Raw genomic sequence first — 16,083 nt, 5'->3', positions numbered from 1 at the left:
CAAGGGGAGACCGGCGTCACGCCGGTGGGAGCGTGCCATGGAGCGAGACGAGGTCCTTCGCGGGCTCGACGCGCTCCGACGCGCCGTCCTGGAGGTGCTGCTCGCCCCCGCGCCGGTGCCGGCGGGACCGGCCCTCCCCCCGGCGACCACCCCGGCGGGATGGCTGCTCATGGCGCAGTCCAGCACCGCGGCGGGCACCACCGGGCCCGGCAGCGGTCCCGGCGACCACGGCGACGCCGACCAGGCGGCGTCCTCGGCCGAGGACGAGGCCGAGCAGGCCCGGCTGATCGCGCTGGTCGAGCTCGCCCGCGGCGGCGACGCCGAGGCGTTCGGCCAGCTCTACGACCACTACCACTCCGGCGTCTTCCGGTTCCTCTACTACCGCGTCGGCTCGGTGCAGCTGGCCGAGGACCTCACCTCGGACACCTTCTTCCGCGCGCTCCGGGCGATGAGCACCTTCCGCTGGCAGGGCAAGGACTTCGGCGCCTGGCTGACCACCATCGCGCGCAACCTCACCACCGACCACTACAAGGCGGGCCGCACGCGACTCGAGCACACCACCGAGGACATGGGCACCCTCGACAGCACCGCCGAGGGCCCCGAGAGCGCCGTGCTCGCCTCGCTCACGAACGAGGCGCTGATGGAGGCGCTGGGCGACCTGCCCACCGAGCAGCGCGACTGCCTGGTGATGCGGTTCCTGCAGGGGCTCTCGATCGCCGAGACCGCCGAGGTCCTCGGTCGCAGCGCCGGGGCGGTCAAGCAGCTGCAGCTGCGCGGGGTCCGCAACCTCGCCAAGGCGTTGCCGGAGGACCTCCGATGAGGCCCCCCACGACCCCGCCGTACGCCGTCCGGAATGTCCGGCTGTCCGAGGGGTGGATGTTGCCGGACGGTAACTTGTCCAGCGCCATAACTTCGCCGCGCGACGCGTCGTTGTGGGGCTCGACAGGATGTACGCCGAGCCCGGCCCTGCGCCGTGGCCCGGACGCCACCACCAGCAGTTCAGGACGACCCGCATGAGCCCCACCTCCTCATCTCGCGGCACCGCCGAGGAGCTCCAGCGCGTCCTCGACGGCGCCGGCACGGCCGAGGAGTCCGCACGCCAGGCCCGTCTGGTCCGCACCGTCGGGCTGCTCACCGAGCACCCGGCCGTGCAGCCCCGTGCCGGGTTCAGCTCCGACCTCCGCGCCCGCCTGATGGCCGCCGCCGAGACCGAGCTGGTCCCCGACCGCACCGCCGTCGTCCGGACGCTGCGGCCCGTCACCCCGGCCCGCCGCCGCGTCGGCGCGGTCGCCGCCTCGCTCGTCATCGTCGGCAGCACCGCCGGCCTGGCCGCCGCGTCGGGCGACGCCCTGCCGGGCGAGACGCTCTACCCGGTCAAGCGCGGCACCGAGCAGGTCGGCACCACGCTCGCCGTGGGCGAGGCCCGCAAGGGCCGGTCCGTGCTCGACCAGGCCGCCACCCGCCTCCAGGAGGCCCAGGAGCTGCAGGACGAGGGCGCCGACGACCGCCTCGTGACGGGCGCGCTGCGGTCGTTCCGCGCGTCCGCCGCCGACGGGTCTTCCCGGCTGTTCGCCGCCTACGAGGCCGAGCAGGACCAGGCCGACGTCGTCGCCGTCCGCAGCTTCGCCGCCGCGCAGATGAAGGCGCTCGACACGCTCTCGCAGGACGCCGAGCCCGTCGTCGCCGCTGCCCTCGTGGACGCCGCCGACACCCTGGCCGACCTCGACCTGCGGGCGCAGGACCTCTGCCCCGGCTGCCAGGGCGAGGAGCTCGTGATGCCGACCTCGGTCGCCGCCGGCGCCGGCCGCGCCACGGTCGACGCCCTGCTCGCGCGTCCCGTGGCCCAGGCCGGCCTCGACCGCCGGGCCATGGAGGACCTCCGGCTCGGGGAGCTGCGCGACCTGCGCGACGCAGCCCAGCGCAGCGCCGGAGACGTGGGGGCGTCCGAGGAGCTGCAGCGCGAGGTGCCCCCGGTCGAGGTCGACCAGCACGGTCCGGTCGCCAGCACGATCACCCCGCGCACCGAGACGCCGAAGGTGCTCTCCGACCGCCCTGTCCGCGACCTGCTCGAGGGCGTCACCGGCACCGTCACCGGCGTGACCGGCACGCTGCGCACCACGGTGCCCGAGGTCGGCCCGGCGCTCGACGGCGTCGAGAAGGTCACCGAGGACCTCGACGACACCGTCACCGGCGTCACCGGAGGGCTGCTGCCCTGAGGGTGCTCAGCCGGAGGACCGGCGGAGGCGTCAGGAGAAGACCGAGCGCCGCTTCATCAGCAGGGTGTAGAGCGTCTGCTGGATCGACTCGCGCACCTGGTCGGTGACGTTGAAGACCAGCATCGGGTCGTCGGCCGCGCCCGCGTCGTACTCGTCGGTGCGGATCGGCTCGCCGAACTCGATCAGCCACTTCGAGGGCAGCGGGATCAGCCCCAGGGGCCCGAGCAGCGGGAACAGTGGCGTGATCGGCAGGTAGGGCACGCCCAGCAGCCGCGCCAGCGAGGGCACGTTGCCGACGAGGGGATAGATCTCCTCGGCCCCCACGACCGACGTCGGCACGATGGGTACGCCGGTCCGGATGGCCGCCGACACGAAGCCGCCGCGACCGAACCGCTGCAGCTTGTAGCGCTCGCTGAACGGCTTGCCGATGCCCTTGAACCCCTCGGGCCAGACCCCGACCAGCTCGCCCTCGCGCAGCATCCGCTCGGCGTCCTCGTTGCACGCCAGCGTGGCGCCGCCGCGACGGGCGAGGTCGCCCACCAGCGGGAGCTTGAAGACCAGGTCGGCCCCGAGCGGGCGGAGGTGGCGACCGGTGTGGTCGAAGACGGTGACCGCCGTCATCATCCCGTCGACCGGGACCGTGCCGGAGTGGTTGGAGACCACGAGCGCGCCACCGACGTCGGGGATGTTGTCGGCGCCGATGACCTCGATGCGGAACCACTTCTGCGCGACCGGGCGCAGCGCGCTGAGCAGGAACCGGTCGGTGAACTCGGCGTCGAACCCGAAGTCGTCGACCACGAACTCGCCGGTCAGGCGGCGCCGCAGCACGGCCAGGAACTGCGCCAGGCGCGGCTCCCAGCTCTCGCCGAACATCTCCTGGGCGGTGCGGGTGAGCGCGGCCAGCCACTCGCGCGGCGCGATCGCCGGACCCGGCAGGCGGTGCTCGGTGCGGGCCGGGGCGCGGTCGGACGCGGTCGGCCCGGTCGTCCCGGTCGGCTCTGTCGGGCCGGGCGTGCGCTGCGCGGGCGCGACCGGCGCGTCGGCGGCGGGCGGCCCGTCGACGGCGGACGCCACGGAATCGGCCGGAGACGGCGCCTCGACCGGGTCGGTGTCGCGGGGCCGCGGGGTGCGGGCGGCGAGGCCACGGCTGCCGGCCGACGGGCGCTCCCCGCCGTTGCCGCGACCGGGGCGGCCGCGGGTGCCGATCGGGATGATCTCGGCGTCACCCATCGTGGTCCTCCCGTCCGAGCAGCGAGGGGGCGGTCGCCGTGGGGGCGGCGGACCGCGCGGGGGTGCTCACCGCGTGGAGCGCACCGGCCAGGGCGTGCTCGGCGGCCCGGAGCCGGTCCGGCCCCAGGAGGCCGGGCGTGAGCGAGGTGGCGAAGTCGTCGAGCGCCTGGGCGGTGGTGTAGCGCGGCTCGAACCCGAGCATCGTGCGCATCCGGGTGGTGTCCATGCCGCGGCCGTAGGTGAGGAAGGCGACCTGCTCGGGCGAGAAGTCGGCGACCTTGGTCTGCCGGATCGCCGAGCCGAAGGAGGGCACGGCGAAGCCGGGGAGCGGGACCGAGGGGCGACCGAGGCGGCGTACGGCCTGGGCGAGGGTGAGCACGCCGTCGCCGGCGACGTTGTAGGTGCCGGTGACCTCGCTCAGCGTGGCGTGCTGGAGCACGTCGAGGGCGTCCTGCTCGTGCAGCAGCTGCAGCCGGGGGTTGTGGCCGAGCACGGTCGGCACCACCGGCAGCCGGAAGTAGCCCGACATCGCGGTGGTGATCCGCGGCCCGATCACGTTGGCCAGCCGCAGCGTCGTGACGTCGACGTCGGGACGTCGGCGAGCGAAGCCGCGGGTGTAGGACTCGACCTCGTTGACGTCCTTGGCGAACCCGCCGCCGGCGAGCCGCTTGGCGGTCATGCCCTCGGTGAACTTCGCGGGGTCGCGGTGCGAGGCGCCGTAGAAGGCCGCGTTGGACTTCAGCACCAGCTTGCGCACGTCGGGGGCCTGCTGGCAGGCCGCCAGGAGCTGCATCGTCCCGATGACGTTGAGCTCCTTGGTCGAGGACCGCCCGCCCGCCGCAGCGGGGGTGGCCGCGACGCTGGCGTGCACCACGGTGTCCACGCGCTCGCGCACCATCACCTTGGCGATGACCGGGTTGCGGATGTCGGCGCGGACGAAGTGCGCCTGCCCCAGGTCGCCCCGAGGAGGCAGGACGTCGACCGCGACGACGCGGTCGACCCCCGGCGCCTCGGACAGCTGCGCCGCGAAGCGGCGCCCGAGGTCGCCGGCGACGCCGGTGACGAGGACGACGTGGCCCATGGTCGGGGCTAGGTCCTTACTTGCCCAGACGACGACGCTGCACGCGCGTCTTCTTCAGCAGCTTGCGGTGCTTCTTCTTCGCCATGCGCTTGCGGCGCTTCTTGATGACAGAACCCACGTCGGACCTATTCGTTGAGGCTGATTCGGAAGCGCCGTCGGGACCCGGCGGCGCAGAAGCCACAGCCTAGCCGTCGACCCCCGGCCCCTCCCAATCGCGCCGGAGCGCGGACAGCGGGCGGGGCCCGGAGCTCAGCCGGCGTCGTAGAAGCTGGTCTTGAGGTACTCGTCGACGTCGTCCTCGCTGACGCGGAACGAGCGGCCCACGCGGACGGCGGGCAGCTCGCCGTTGTGGACGAGGCGGTAGACGGTCATCTTCGAGACCCGCATCAGGGCGGCGACCTCGGCCACCGTCAGGAACTTCACCTCGGAGATGTCTCCCGGCTTGTTGGTCGGCATGGTCACACCAAGCTTTCTGTTGCACGTCCCCCGGCTGTCCCACGACGACCCCACGTGCGCTGTGAGAAGGATAGGGCTCGTGTGACCCGTGTGCCACAAAATCGTGCATGTGACTCATGAGGTTGCGGCGTGTCGGCTTGCGCCAGGCGCGGGCGCCGCTTCCACCCCGGCGGGCGGCGGTGCTACAGCATCGGGTCGAGGCCGTGCTCGGGGAAGGTCGCGTCGCGCGTGGCCTGCACCGCGCGGTCCAGCCAGGTGTCGGGGTCGAACCCCTCGCCCCAGTCCTTGTACGCCGCGGAGCGGCCGTCGGTCATCCGCGACGGCGCCCGCACGCCGAGCCGCTCCAGCACCCCCTCGCGCCACGCCTCCGGGGTCGCCACGTCGGTCGCCAGCGGGGCACCGGCCAGCACCCCGAGCAGGTGGGTCCAGGCACGCGGCACGACGTCGACCACGGCGTAGCCGCCGCCGCCGAGCGCGACCCACTTCCCGCCCGCCGTCTCGTGGGCCAGCTCGTGCAGCGCGAGGTAGCTCGCCCGCTGCCCGTCCACGCTGAGCGCGAGGTGGGCCAGCGGGTCGTCGCGGTGGCTGTCGCAGCCCTGCTGGGTCACCAGCACGTCCGGGGCGAACTCCCGCAGCAGCGGCGGCACCACGGCGTGGAAGGCGCGCAGCCAGCCGGCGTCGGCGGTGCCGGGCGGCAGCGCCACGTTGACCGCGGTCCCGACCGCGTCGGGACCGCCGGACTCCGCGGGGAAGCCCGTGCCGGGGAACAGCATCTGCCCGGTCTCGTGCAGCGAGATCGTCAGCACCCGGGGGTCGTCGTAGAAGATCCGCTCGACGCCGTCGCCGTGGTGGACGTCGACGTCGACGTAGGCCACCCGCTCGGCGCCGTGCTCCAGCAGCCACCGGATCGCCACCGCCACGTCGTTGTAGACGCAGAAGCCGCTGACCCGGTCGGGCATCGCGTGGTGCAGGCCGCCTGCGATGTTGGCGGCGTGGTCGACCTGCCCGGTACACACCTGACGGGCCGCCTCGACGCTGGCGCCGACGACGTGGCGTGCGGCCTCGTGCATCCGGGCGAAGGTGGGGTTGTCGTCGCCACCCAGCCCGCGCGGCAGGTCGGTGAGGGCGGGGTCGCGGCTGGAGCGCATCACCGCCTCGATCATCGCCGGGTCGTGCACGGTGACGAGGTCGTCCTCGGTCGCGTCGGGCGCGGCGACGACGCTCAGGGTGTCCAGCACCCCGGCGTGCCGGGCCAGGTCCACGGTCAGGTCGACCCGGACGGGGTTCATCGGGTGCTCGGGCCCGAAGTCGTAGCCGGTGAGCGACTCGTCGTACACCAGGCTGGCGCGGCAGCTGCGGTGCTCGTCCACGACCCGCTCAGTCCTCGTCGCGGGCCAGGGCGACCGATCGGTTGCGGGCGGCCTCCATGGCGGTGAGGAAGGCGGCGCGGACCTTGTGGTCCTCCAGCTCGCGGATGGCGGCCGCGGTCGTGCCCCCGGGCGAGGTCACCTGCTCGCGGAGCACCGTCGGGTGCTCGCCGGTCTCGCGCAGCAGCGTCGCGGAGCCGACCACGGTCTGCACCACCAGCTCGGTGGCGGTGCTGCGCGGGAGGCCGAGGTGGACGCCGGCCTCGATCATCGCCTCCACCACGAAGAAGAGGTAGGCCGGACCGGACCCGGAGATCGCCGTCACCGCGTCCTGCTGCTTCTCCGGGACGCGCAGCACCTTGCCGGTGACCGCGAGCATCGCCTCGGCGCGGGCCAGGTGCTCGACGTCGCAGTGGCTGCCCGCCGAGATCGCGGCCATCCCCTCGTCGACCAGCGCCGGGGTGTTGGGCATCACCCGCACCACGGCGACGCCCGGCTGCAGCCGGGCCTCGACGAAGGCGGTGGTGATGCCGGCGGCCAGGCTGACCACGAGCTGGCCGGGGACGACGTGGTCGCGGACCTCGGCCAGCACCTCGGACATGTCCTGCGGCTTGACGACCAGCGCGACGGTGTCGGCCACGGCGACCGCGGCGAGGTCGTCGACGACGCGGACGCCGTAGCGGTCGGCGAGCACCTGCGCCCGGTCGACCCGCTTCTCCACCACGAGCAGCAGCGAGGGGTCGTGGCCGCCGCGCACCAGCCCGGAGATCAGGGTCTCCCCCATCACCCCGGCGCCGATCACCGCTGTCGTGGTCCCGGAGGAGAGCGGGGACGCGGCGCCGGCTCCGGGCTGCTCGGCGCTCACTTCTGCGACACCAGCGAGCGCAGGAAGAAGGTCAGGTTGGCGGGGCGTTCGGCGAGGCGGCGCATCAGGTAGCCGTACCACTCGTCGCCGTAGGGCAGGTAGACCCGCACCTGCTCGCCGGCCCGGGCCAGGCGCTGCTGCTCCTCGGCGCGGATGCCGTAGAGCATCTGGAACTCGTAGGTGCCGGGCATCCGGCCGTTGCGGGTGGCCAGCGCCGCGGCGATCTTGACCATCCGCGGGTCGTGGGTGGCGACCATCGGGTAGCCGGACCCGGCCATCAGCACCTTCAGGCAGCGCACGTAGGACCTGTCGACCTCGTGGCGGTCGGTGAAGGCCACCGACTCCGGCTCGTTGTAGGCGCCCTTGCACAGCCGCACCCGGCTGCCCTCGTGGGCGAGGTCGCGGCAGTCGGCCTCGGTGCGGTGGAGGTAGGCCTGCAGCACCGCGCCGGTCTCGGGGTAGTCGCGCCGCAGCTCGCGCAGCGTGGCCAGGGTGCGGTCGGTGGTGGTGTGGTCCTCCATGTCGAGGGTCACCGTGGTGCCGAGCTGGTGCGCCGCCGCGCAGATCCGGCGGGCGTTGTCGGTCGACAGCCGCTCCCCCACCTCGGGCAGCGCCTGGCCGACGGCGGAGAGCTTGACGCTGACCTCGGCGTGCCGGGCCAGGCCCGCACGACCGAGCGCCTCCAGCAGCTCGAGGTAGGCCTGGACCGTCGACTCGGCCTGCGCCTGGTCGAGGGTGTCCTCGCCGAGGAAGTCCAGCGTCACCTGCAGGCCGTCGGCGGCCAGCTCGGTGGTGGCGGCCACGGCCTGCTCGGTGGCCTCGCCCGGCACGTAGCGCGTGACGATCGCACTGCTGACCGGGACCCGGGTGACCAGGCCCTTCACAGCAGGGCTGCGGGAGAGCAGCAGGAGCAGCTGACGGAGCACGGGCGTTCCCCCCTCGACGGACGTGCGGCCACGGTATCCCCGGGACGCCCGCCCACCCCACCACGGGCTGGCACCATGGCGCGCATGTCCGTCCACGACCCGCGACACCCGCTCCCGTGAGCGCCGAGCTCGGCCTCGGCACCGCCGCGCTGGGGCGCCCGGAGTACCTCAACCTGGGCCACGGAGACGACCTCGCCGCCGACGCCGGCCCCGAGCGGTACGACGTGCAGCGGCTGCGCTCGCACGCGGTGGCCGTGCTCGACGCCGCGTGGGAGGCCGGCGTCCGGCACTACGACGCCGCCCGGTCCTACGGCGCCGCCGAGGAGTTCCTGGGCGGCTGGCTGGCCGCTGCGCCGGCGCGCCGCCGCGAGGTGCGGGTGGGGTCGAAGTGGGGCTACACCTACGTCGCCGGGTTCTCCCCCGGCGCCGCCGAGCACGAGACCAAGGACCACTCCGTGGCCACGCTGGAGCGGCAGTGGCCCGAGACGCTGGCCGCCCTCGGCGGTCCGCCCGACCTCTACCTCGTGCACAGCCTGACCTCGGACAGCCCGGCGCTCGGCGACGAGGCCGTGCTGCGGCGGCTGCGCGCGCTGGCCGACGAGGGGGTCCGGGTGGGGCTCTCGACGTCGGGGCCCGACCAGGCCGACGTGCTGCGCCGGGCCCTCGCGCTGCCGGACCCGCCGTTCACCACGGTGCAGTCGACCTGGAACCCGCTCGAGCCCTCCGCCGGCCCGGCGCTGGCGCGGGCCCACGACGCCGGGTGGCTGGTGGTGGTCAAGGAGGCGATGGCCAACGGCCGCCTGGCCGGTCCGCAGAGCGTCCTGGCGACGGCGGCCCACGAGCTGTCGAGCACCCCCGACGCGGTGGCGCTGGCCGTGGCCGCGGCCCAGCCGTGGGCCGACGTCGTGCTGGCCGGGGCGAGCACGACGGCGCAGCTCCACGCCAACCTGGCCGCGCGGGACCTCGTCGTCCCGGCGGGCGGGTGGGAGGGGCACGCCGAGCCGGCCGCGGCGTACTGGGAGCACCGCCGCTCGCTGCCCTGGACCTGACCCGGCCGCCGACCGGTCGGTCGGTCGGTCAGGCCAGGGTGCGCTGCACCGCCTCGGCCCAGACCACGACGGCGTGGGCGCCCGGGTCGGGCGTGCCACGGACGCGCTCGCCGAGATAGCTCGAGCGACCGACCCGGGCGACCCGGTCGGCCGTGCCGGCGGTGCCCTCGCGGGCGGCCTCGACCGCACGGGCCAGCGCCTCGCCCGGGTCGGCGCCCTCGTCGAGGGCGGCGGCCAGGGTGTCGGCGAGTGGCACCAGGGCGTCGAGCATGGTGCGGTCGCCCACCTCGGCGCCGCCCACCTCACGGATGCCGTCCGCGCCGGCGCGCAGCGCGTGGGCCCAGGACCGGGGGTCCTCGCCGCGCTCGTCGAGCTCGGCGGCCGCGCGCAGCAGCAGGATGGCGTAGAGCGGTCCCGAGGTGCCGCCGATCGCCCGCCGGAGCGTCGCCGAGGCACCGCGCAGCGTGCCCGCCGCGTCGCCCGCGTAGCCGTCGAGCTCCTGCTCCACCGCGGTCGCGCCGCGGGCCAGGCCCGTGCCGAGGTCGCCGTCGCCGACCTCGCCGTCCATCCGGGTCAGCTCGGGCTCGGCCTCGCGCAGCGCGGCGCAGGCCGCCTCCAGCGCACGGCGCACGGGCCCGTCCGGGGCGCCTCCCGGGACCGGGTCGGCCGCCGCGGCGGCGTCCTCCGGGGCCGGCAGCCGCTCCTCGCCCTCCGCGGTCACGCGGCCGCGGTGGGCGGCCGGCCAGGCGGAGGTCTCCGACGGCGCGTCGAGCAGCGCGAGCAGGTCGTCGTCGACGGGCAGCACCGAGACCGAGCAGCCGGGCATGTCCAGGGCGGTGAGGAAGGCCCCGACCCACAGCCGCTCCACGCGTACGCCGCGCCCGCGCAGCACGCGCACCGCGCCACGGGCCACGACGTCGAGCTCGCTGGGCGGGGTGGTGCCGAGGTCGTTGACCAGCAGCACGACGCGGTCGCCGTCGGCCAGGTCGGCGTCGTCGGCCACCGCCCCCACCAGCCGCTCGGCGACGGCGTCGGCGCCCACCAGCGCACCCCGCTCGACGCCGGCCTCGCCGTGGATGCCCAGGCCCCACTCCACCTCGTCCTCGTCCAGCTCGAAGCCCGGCCGACCGACGGCGGGCACGGTGCAGGCGCCGAGCGCGACGCCCATCGAGCGGACGCCCTCGGCGACCCGCTGCGCCACGTCGCGGACGCCGGCGAGGTCGTCGCCGCGGGCCGCCGCGGCCCCGGCGGCCTTGTGGACCAGCACGGTGCCGGCGATGCCACGCCGACCGGCGTGGTCGCCCTCCGCCGCGAGGGCCACGTCGTCGCCGACCACGACCATCTCGACGTCGAGGCCCTCGGTGCGGGCGATCTCGGCGGCGAGGCCGAAGTTGAGCCGGTCGCCGGTGTAGTTCTTCACCACGAGCAGCGCGCCCGGCCCGGAACCCACGGTGCGCAGCGTGGCGAGCACGGCGTCGGTGGAGGGCGAGGTGAACACGTCGCCGACCACGGCACCGGTGAGCATCCCCGGGCCGACGTACCCGCCGTGCGCGGGCTCGTGGCCGGCCCCGCCGCCGGACACGATCGCCACGACGCCGTCGCGGGCGAGGTCCGCGTGGTCGCGCCGGACCACCACGGTCTGGCCGTCGAGCAGCACCAGTCCGGGGTTCGCGGCGACCAGGCCCTCGAGCATCTCCGGGACGACGTCCCCGACCTCGTTGATCAGCTTCTTCATGGGGTGACCCTAGTCACGGCGTGGTGCGGCGTCGGGCGCCGCGAAGTGCAGCCGGGTGTAGGCGAGCGTCTCGAGCAGGTCGGACTCGCGCTCCTCGGGGTCGTCGGCCCTGCGGGTGTTGATCTCGGCCACGACGTGGCCCTCGAACCCGCGCCCGGCGAGGTGCTCCAGCAGCGGACCGGTCGGCATCGCCCCGCGGCCGGGCACGAGGTGCTCGTCCTTGGGCGACCCGCTCCCGTCGGTCATGTGCACGTGCCGCAGCCGGTCGCCGAGCCGCTGCGCCATCGCCAGCGGGTCGGACTGCGCCGTCGCCGCGTGGGAGAGGTCGAGCGTGGTGTTCGCATAGGACTCCTCCGAGGGGTCCCAGCCGGGTTGGTAGACCTTGAGCTCGCGCTTGGAGGTGGCCCGCCAGGGATACATGTTCTCGACCGCGAAGGCGATGCCCGTACGCCGCTCCAGCTCGGCGATCCCCGCCACGAACCCGGCCGCGTAGTCGCGCTGCCAGCGGAACGGCGGGTGGACGACCACGACGTCGGCGTCCAGCGCCGCGGCCATCTCCGCGCTGCGCTCGAGCTTGACCCACGGGTCGGTGCCCCAGACCCGCTGGGTGATGAGCAGGCAGGGCGCGTGCACCGCGCAGACGGGGACGCCGTGCTGGTCGCGCAGCGCCAGGATCCGGTCGGTCTCCTGGCTGACGACGTCGATGCTGACCATCACCTCGACGGCGTCGTAGCCGAGCCGCTCGGCGTAGTCGAAGGCGTGCGCCGTGGGCTCGGGGTAGACCGAGGCGGTGGAGAGACCGAAGAGGGGCACGCGCGCTCAGCCCGCCGAGCCGAGCGTGTCCAGCCGGTCGAGGATGACGCCCTCGCGCAGCGCCCAGGGGCAGATCTCCAGCTCGCGCAGGTCGAAGACGTCCATCACGGCCTCGGCGACCAGCGCCCCCGCCACCACCTGGTGGGCCCGGCTCGCCGAGACGCCCGGCAGCTCGGCGGTCTCCTGGACGTCCATCGCGATCAGCTTCGGGACCCAGTCGCGCAGCTCGTCGGCCGGCAGGACCCGGCGTACGAACAGGCCCTCGCTGGACGGCGCCGCGCCGCAGATGCGGGCCAGCGAGCGGAAGGTCTTCGACGTCGCGACCGCGTGGTCGGGCGCGCCGCCGCGCAGCAGCGAGCCGGCGTCCTCGGCGACCTGGGCCCGGATCCGGCGGCGCAGCTGTCGCAGCGCGGCCTCGTCGGGCCGGCCCGACGCGAAGTGCCGCCGGGCGAGCCGCCCGGCTCCGAGCGGCAGGCTCCAGGCGACGTCGGGCACCTCGCTGTCGCCGCCGGCGACCTCGAGCGAGCCGCCGCCGATGTCGAAGACGGCGAGCCGGCCCGAGGACCAGCCGAACCACCGGCGCACGGCGAGGAACGTCAGCCGGGCCTCGTCCTCGCCGGGCAGCACCACGACCTCGAGGCCGGTGCGCTCCTGCACGTGGGCGAGCACCTCCTCGCCGTTGCCGGCCTCGCGGATGGCGGAGGTGGCGAAGGAGAAGACCTGCTGGCAGCCCTTGTCCTCGGCCAGCTCGAGCGCGCGACCCACGAACGCGGTCAGCGCGTCGACGCCGGCGGTGGTGATGGTGCCGTCGTCGGCGAGGTGCTCGGCCAGGCGCAGCGGCTCCTTGGCCGAGGAGGCCGGGAGCGGCGCCGCCCCGCGGTAGGCGTCGACCACGAGGAGGTGCCCCGTGTTGGAGCCGATGTCGAGCACACCGAGGCGCATGCCCCGAGGCTACCGGGGGCGCGGCGCGCCGGCGGCGGGTCACCCGGGCTGGCCTAGGCTGACCCGGTGCCCGAGGTCGACCTGGTCTTCCCCCGTGCCTGGATCGAGTTCGAGGACCCCGCCGACCCCGACCAGGTGTTCCGCTGCGACCTCACCTGGCTCACGTCGGGCTGGACCTGCATCTTCGGCGAGGGCTGCCAGGGCATCTACGACACCGCGCCCGACTCCGGCTGCTGCACGCTCGGTGCGCACTTCTCCGACCGCGACGACGAGGACCGCGTCAAGGTCTGGGTCGACCGGCTCGACGACGCGCACTGGCACCACCGTGACCAGGCGCTGGACGGGCGCGGCCGGCTGACTCGCAAGGGCTGGGTCGAGACCGACGCCGACGGGGCGCGCAAGACCCGCGTCGTCGACGGCGCCTGCATCTTCCACAACCCGCGCGGGTCGGCCGCCGGCTACGGCTGCGCGCTCCACGGGCTCGCGCTGGACCGTGACGTGCACTTCGTGGAGACCAAGCCCGACGTGTGCTGGCAGCTGCCGATCCGGCGCACCTACCGCGACGTCGAGCGGCCGGACGGCACCACCTACCTCGAGGTCGGCATCGAGGAGTACGACCGCCGCGGCTGGGGCGCCGGGGGCCACGACCTCGACTGGTACTGCTCGGGCAACACCGAGGCGCACGTCGGCGCCGAGCCGGTCTACCTCTCCAACGCGGTCGAGCTGGTCACGCTGATGGGGCAGCCGGCGTACGACGTGCTGGCGGCCGCCTGCGAGCGCCACCTGCGCTCCCGCTCGGCGCTCGCGCTGCACCCCGCCGACCCGCGTCACTGACGGCTCCGGCCACCGGTCGGACCGCGCCACCGCGGCCTGGCGGGCTCCCGCCAGGCCGGGACGAGGGGCAGGACACCGAGACCCCCGGTGTCGTCGCGTTTCGTTACCCGGGTCAGAATCAGGCATGCGTCTCGACCACATCGTCTTCGCAGCCGGCCCGGGTGGACTCACGGGCACCACCGAACGCCTCGGGGAGCTGTTGGGCGAGGAGTTCCGCTCCGGTGGCATCCACCCCCGATTCGGCACCCGCAACGCGATCCTGCCCCTGACCCAGGACACCTACCTCGAGGTCGTCGAGGTCCTGGACCACCCCGCCTCGGACAAGGCTCCGTTCGGCCAGGCCGTCCGGGCGCGCTCCGAGCTCGGCGGCGGGTGGCTCGGCTGGGTCGTCGCGGTCGACGACATCGCGCCCCACGAGCAGCGCCTGGGCCGCGAGGCCGTCAAGGGCAACCGGCACCGGCCCGACGGCACCGAGCTGCTCTGGAAGCAGCTGGGCGTCAAGGGCCTGCAGGCCGACCCGCAGCTGCCCTTCTTCATCGAGTGGGACATCGCCTCGGCCGACCACCCCAGCGGCGGCGCCTCGGGCGCGGTCTCGCTGGAGTGCCTGGAGATCGCCGGCGACCCGGCGCGCGTCTCGGAGTGGCTCGGCCAGTCCGTCGACCAGCCGCTGGAGGCCGTGAAGGTCGAGTGGGTCGCCCCCAACGGCACGCCCGGCATCACCGCCGCCAAGTTCCAGACCCCGAACGGCCTCGTCCGCCTCTAGGTCCGCGGCCGTCCGGTGACCGAGCCCGACCTGGCTCCCGGGGCGATCCCGAGCCCGAACATCTGGCACCACGCGGACGTCTACGAGATCGAGAACCGCGCCGTCGACCGGGCCGGTGCGCTCGTCGCGACGATGCGGCGCCTCGGCGGCTGGGCCGGCCGCGACGTGCTCGACGTCGGCTGCGGCACCGGCTACCACCTGCCCCTGCTCGCCGGCTCCGCCCGCTCGGTCGTCGGCATCGAGCCCCACTCCGCGCTGGTGGCCGTGGCGCGACGGCGCACCCGCCGGCTGCCCGGCGTCACCGTGCTCCACGGCTCGGTCACCGACCTGCCGCTCGCGGCCGCCTCCGTGGACGTCGTCCACGCCCGCTGGGCCTACTTCTTCGGCCCCGGCTGCGAGCCTGGCCTGCGCGAGCTCGACCGCGTCGTGCGTCCCGGCGGACGGGCGTTCGTGATCGACAACGACGCCACCCGGTCGACCTTCGGCGCGTGGTTCCGCCGGGGCTACCCGATGGTCGACCCCCGCGCGGTCGAGGACTTCTGGCACGCCCAGGGGTGGACGCGGCACCCGGTCGACATGGCGTGGACCTTCGACTCGCGGGAGGACCTCGAGGCCGTGGTGCGCATCGAGCTCTCCCCCGAGGTCGCCGACGAGGTGCTGGCCGGCCACGAGGGCACGACCGTCGACTACGCCGTCAACGTGTGGAGCCGGCGCTTCTGAGCGCTACGGCGTCCAGCCCCGCAGGCTGGAGCGGCGTACGACGAGGGAGGGCTCGAGCATCCGGCCCTGCTCGGCGACCGGCCGGTGCGCCAGCACGTCGTGCAGCGTGTGGACGAGCGCGACGGCGACGTCCTCGAGCGGCTGGCGCACGGAGGTGAGACCGGGCCAGGCGACCTGCGCGGCGGCGGAGTCGTCGAAGCCGACCACGCCGACGTCGGCCCCGGGCTGGAGCCGGCGCTCGGCGAGGGCGTGGAGCACCCCGAGCCCGAGGGTGTCGCTGGCGCACACGAACCCGGTCACGGTCGGGTCGTCGAGCACGTGGTGGGTGGCCATCCGGGCGGCGTCGACGTTGTCAGTGACCCGGACCCCGAGGCCGGTGGGGTCCAGCCCCTCGGCGCGCAGCGCCTCCTCCCAGCCGCTGCGGCGGTCCTGGCCGATGCGCGAGGAGCGCTCCCAGCCGAGCCAGGCGATCCGCCGGTGGCCCTGCTCGAGCAGGTGGCGGGTGGCGGCGCGGGCGCCGGCGGCCCCGTCGACGTCGACCCACGCGTGGTCGGCGTGGGGGTCCTCCCAGGGGCGGCCGAAGGTGACGAACGGGGCGTCGCGGTCCTTCAGGAAGCCCGCCTGCGGGGTGCCGGCGTAGGTGTCGGTGACCACGAACGCGTCGACGGCGGTGGAGCGCAGCAGGTCGTCGTAGCCGTCGAGCGGGTCGTCGGGGTCGCCGGAGAAGAGCAGCACGTGGTGGCCGGTGCGCGAGGCCGCGGCGACCAGGCTGTGCAGGAAGCGGTCCATCAGCGCGTTGCTGGTGCCCTCCTGCGCGGGCTCGAAGCGCAGCCCGACGAGGTGGGAGGACCGGGTGCGCAGCTGGCGGGCGGCGCGGTTGGGCGAGTACCCCAGCCGCTCGATGACCTCCTGGACCCGCTCGAGGGTCTCGGGGCGCAGCAGGTCGGGGTTGTTGAGCGCGTTGGAGACGGTCTGGCGCGACACGCCCGCCTCGTCGGCCACCGTGGCCAGCGTCGGCGGGCCCGCGGGACGCGTGCGCACCTCGGCGCGGGGCAGACGCCGGTCGATGGGCTGGCTCATGGGTCT

General features: G+C 74.8%; 17 protein-coding genes. 6 read left to right on the top strand and 11 right to left on the bottom strand.

The window, feature by feature from the left end:
- The first annotated feature begins 37 nt into the window (after window positions 1–37).
- Both EDD33_RS01550 and EDD33_RS01545 read left to right on the top strand, forming a co-directional pair.
- Window positions 38–820, top strand: coding sequence for a sigma-70 family RNA polymerase sigma factor (locus EDD33_RS01550; protein WP_123388836.1), 783 nt, complete (start codon window positions 38–40; stop codon window positions 818–820).
- Between the two features lie 193 nt (window positions 821–1,013).
- On the top strand, window positions 1,014–2,216 hold the full coding sequence (locus tag EDD33_RS01545; protein WP_123388835.1) for a DUF5667 domain-containing protein: 1,203 nt from the start codon (window positions 1,014–1,016) through the stop codon (window positions 2,214–2,216).
- A gap of 30 nt (window positions 2,217–2,246) precedes the next feature.
- Here the strand turns inward: EDD33_RS01545 and EDD33_RS01540 are convergent, their stop codons facing one another.
- The 7 genes from EDD33_RS01540 to EDD33_RS01510 all read right to left on the bottom strand — a co-directional run bounded on the left by EDD33_RS01540 (window position 2,247) and on the right by EDD33_RS01510 (window position 8,141).
- Window positions 2,247–3,446, bottom strand: coding sequence for a lysophospholipid acyltransferase family protein (locus EDD33_RS01540; protein WP_123388834.1), 1,200 nt, complete (start codon window positions 3,444–3,446; stop codon window positions 2,247–2,249).
- Window positions 3,439–4,527: an NAD-dependent epimerase/dehydratase family protein gene (locus EDD33_RS01535; protein WP_123388833.1), complete on the bottom strand. Its 1,089-nt coding sequence runs from the start codon at window positions 4,525–4,527 to the stop codon at window positions 3,439–3,441. Before EDD33_RS01535 ends, EDD33_RS01540 begins: the two co-directional genes overlap by 8 nt.
- A gap of 16 nt (window positions 4,528–4,543) precedes the next feature.
- Window positions 4,544–4,645, bottom strand: coding sequence for a 30S ribosomal protein bS22 (locus EDD33_RS01530; protein ID WP_081683056.1), 102 nt, complete (start codon window positions 4,643–4,645; stop codon window positions 4,544–4,546).
- 131 nt (window positions 4,646–4,776) lie between these two features.
- The gene (locus EDD33_RS01525; protein WP_056539489.1) at window positions 4,777–4,983 is read right to left on the bottom strand and encodes a helix-turn-helix domain-containing protein; all 207 of its coding nucleotides are present in this window, start codon (window positions 4,981–4,983) and stop codon (window positions 4,777–4,779) included.
- Window positions 4,984–5,165: 182 nt separating this feature from the next.
- Window positions 5,166–6,353 carry an acetoin utilization protein AcuC gene (locus EDD33_RS01520; RefSeq protein WP_246003307.1) on the bottom strand — a complete coding sequence of 396 codons (1,188 nt, stop codon included), beginning with the start codon at window positions 6,351–6,353 and terminating at the stop codon, window positions 5,166–5,168.
- A gap of 7 nt (window positions 6,354–6,360) precedes the next feature.
- The gene (proC, locus tag EDD33_RS01515) at window positions 6,361–7,215 is read right to left on the bottom strand and encodes a pyrroline-5-carboxylate reductase (protein ID WP_281274093.1); all 855 of its coding nucleotides are present in this window, start codon (window positions 7,213–7,215) and stop codon (window positions 6,361–6,363) included.
- On the bottom strand, window positions 7,212–8,141 hold the full coding sequence (locus tag EDD33_RS01510; RefSeq protein ID WP_123388832.1) for a proline dehydrogenase family protein: 930 nt from the start codon (window positions 8,139–8,141) through the stop codon (window positions 7,212–7,214). Before EDD33_RS01510 ends, proC begins: the two co-directional genes overlap by 4 nt.
- Window positions 8,142–8,257: 116 nt before the next feature.
- Here EDD33_RS01510 and EDD33_RS01505 point away from each other — a divergent pair, with 116 nt between their 5' ends.
- Window positions 8,258–9,190 carry an aldo/keto reductase gene (locus EDD33_RS01505; protein WP_123388831.1) on the top strand — a complete coding sequence of 311 codons (933 nt, stop codon included), beginning with the start codon at window positions 8,258–8,260 and terminating at the stop codon, window positions 9,188–9,190.
- A gap of 28 nt (window positions 9,191–9,218) precedes the next feature.
- Here the strand turns inward: EDD33_RS01505 and EDD33_RS01500 are convergent, their stop codons facing one another.
- Genes EDD33_RS01500 through EDD33_RS01490 form a run of 3 tightly spaced genes read right to left on the bottom strand, consistent with a single transcriptional unit; the run spans window position 9,219 to window position 12,680 of the window.
- Window positions 9,219–10,925, bottom strand: coding sequence for a dihydroxyacetone kinase family protein (locus EDD33_RS01500; RefSeq protein WP_123388830.1), 1,707 nt, complete (start codon window positions 10,923–10,925; stop codon window positions 9,219–9,221).
- A gap of 9 nt (window positions 10,926–10,934) precedes the next feature.
- A complete protein-coding gene (locus tag EDD33_RS01495) occupies window positions 10,935–11,738 on the bottom strand; it encodes a sugar phosphate isomerase/epimerase family protein (RefSeq protein ID WP_123388829.1) in 804 nt (267 codons plus the stop codon).
- A 6-nt stretch (window positions 11,739–11,744) separates the two neighbouring features.
- The gene (locus EDD33_RS01490) at window positions 11,745–12,680 is read right to left on the bottom strand and encodes a Ppx/GppA family phosphatase (protein WP_123388828.1); all 936 of its coding nucleotides are present in this window, start codon (window positions 12,678–12,680) and stop codon (window positions 11,745–11,747) included.
- Between the two features lie 66 nt (window positions 12,681–12,746).
- Here EDD33_RS01490 and EDD33_RS01485 point away from each other — a divergent pair, with 66 nt between their 5' ends.
- The 3 genes from EDD33_RS01485 to EDD33_RS01475 all read left to right on the top strand — a co-directional run bounded on the left by EDD33_RS01485 (window position 12,747) and on the right by EDD33_RS01475 (window position 14,997).
- Window positions 12,747–13,514, top strand: a complete 768-nt coding sequence (locus EDD33_RS01485) for a DUF3109 family protein (protein ID WP_123388827.1) — start codon at window positions 12,747–12,749, stop codon at window positions 13,512–13,514.
- Window positions 13,515–13,638: 124 nt separating this feature from the next.
- Window positions 13,639–14,277 carry a VOC family protein gene (locus EDD33_RS01480; RefSeq protein WP_123388826.1) on the top strand — a complete coding sequence of 213 codons (639 nt, stop codon included), beginning with the start codon at window positions 13,639–13,641 and terminating at the stop codon, window positions 14,275–14,277.
- A 15-nt stretch (window positions 14,278–14,292) separates the two neighbouring features.
- On the top strand, window positions 14,293–14,997 hold the full coding sequence (locus EDD33_RS01475) for a class I SAM-dependent methyltransferase (protein ID WP_123388825.1): 705 nt from the start codon (window positions 14,293–14,295) through the stop codon (window positions 14,995–14,997).
- A gap of 3 nt (window positions 14,998–15,000) precedes the next feature.
- Here the strand turns inward: EDD33_RS01475 and EDD33_RS01470 are convergent, their stop codons facing one another.
- Window positions 15,001–16,077, bottom strand: a complete 1,077-nt coding sequence (locus EDD33_RS01470) for a LacI family DNA-binding transcriptional regulator (protein WP_123388824.1) — start codon at window positions 16,075–16,077, stop codon at window positions 15,001–15,003.
- Window positions 16,078–16,083: the final 6 nt, after the last annotated feature.

The sequence above is a fragment of the Nocardioides aurantiacus genome (genome assembly GCF_003752505.1).
GTDB classification, from domain to species: domain Bacteria; phylum Actinomycetota; class Actinomycetes; order Propionibacteriales; family Nocardioidaceae; genus Marmoricola; species Marmoricola aurantiacus.
The sequence above is the reverse complement of the archived record's forward strand: the minus strand, read 5'-3'. Positions and strand labels throughout refer to the sequence as shown.

Excerpts from the sequence above, each read along its gene's own strand:
- EDD33_RS01470 (WP_123388824.1), bottom strand. The coding sequence starts at position 16,077 with ATGAGCCAGCCCATCGACCGGCGTCTGCCCCGCGCCGAGGTGCGCACG.
- EDD33_RS01525 (WP_056539489.1), bottom strand. The coding sequence starts at position 4,983 with ATGCCGACCAACAAGCCGGGAGACATCTCCGAGGTGAAGTTCCTGACG.
- EDD33_RS01535 (WP_123388833.1), bottom strand. The coding sequence starts at position 4,527 with ATGGGCCACGTCGTCCTCGTCACCGGCGTCGCCGGCGACCTCGGGCGC.
- EDD33_RS01540 (WP_123388834.1), bottom strand. The coding sequence starts at position 3,446 with ATGGGTGACGCCGAGATCATCCCGATCGGCACCCGCGGCCGCCCCGGT.
- EDD33_RS01550 (WP_123388836.1), top strand. The coding sequence starts at position 38 with ATGGAGCGAGACGAGGTCCTTCGCGGGCTCGACGCGCTCCGACGCGCC.
- EDD33_RS01480 (WP_123388826.1), top strand. The coding sequence starts at position 13,639 with ATGCGTCTCGACCACATCGTCTTCGCAGCCGGCCCGGGTGGACTCACG.
- EDD33_RS01500 (WP_123388830.1), bottom strand. The coding sequence starts at position 10,925 with ATGAAGAAGCTGATCAACGAGGTCGGGGACGTCGTCCCGGAGATGCTC.
- EDD33_RS01490 (WP_123388828.1), bottom strand. The coding sequence starts at position 12,680 with ATGCGCCTCGGTGTGCTCGACATCGGCTCCAACACGGGGCACCTCCTC.
- EDD33_RS01545 (WP_123388835.1), top strand. The coding sequence starts at position 1,014 with ATGAGCCCCACCTCCTCATCTCGCGGCACCGCCGAGGAGCTCCAGCGC.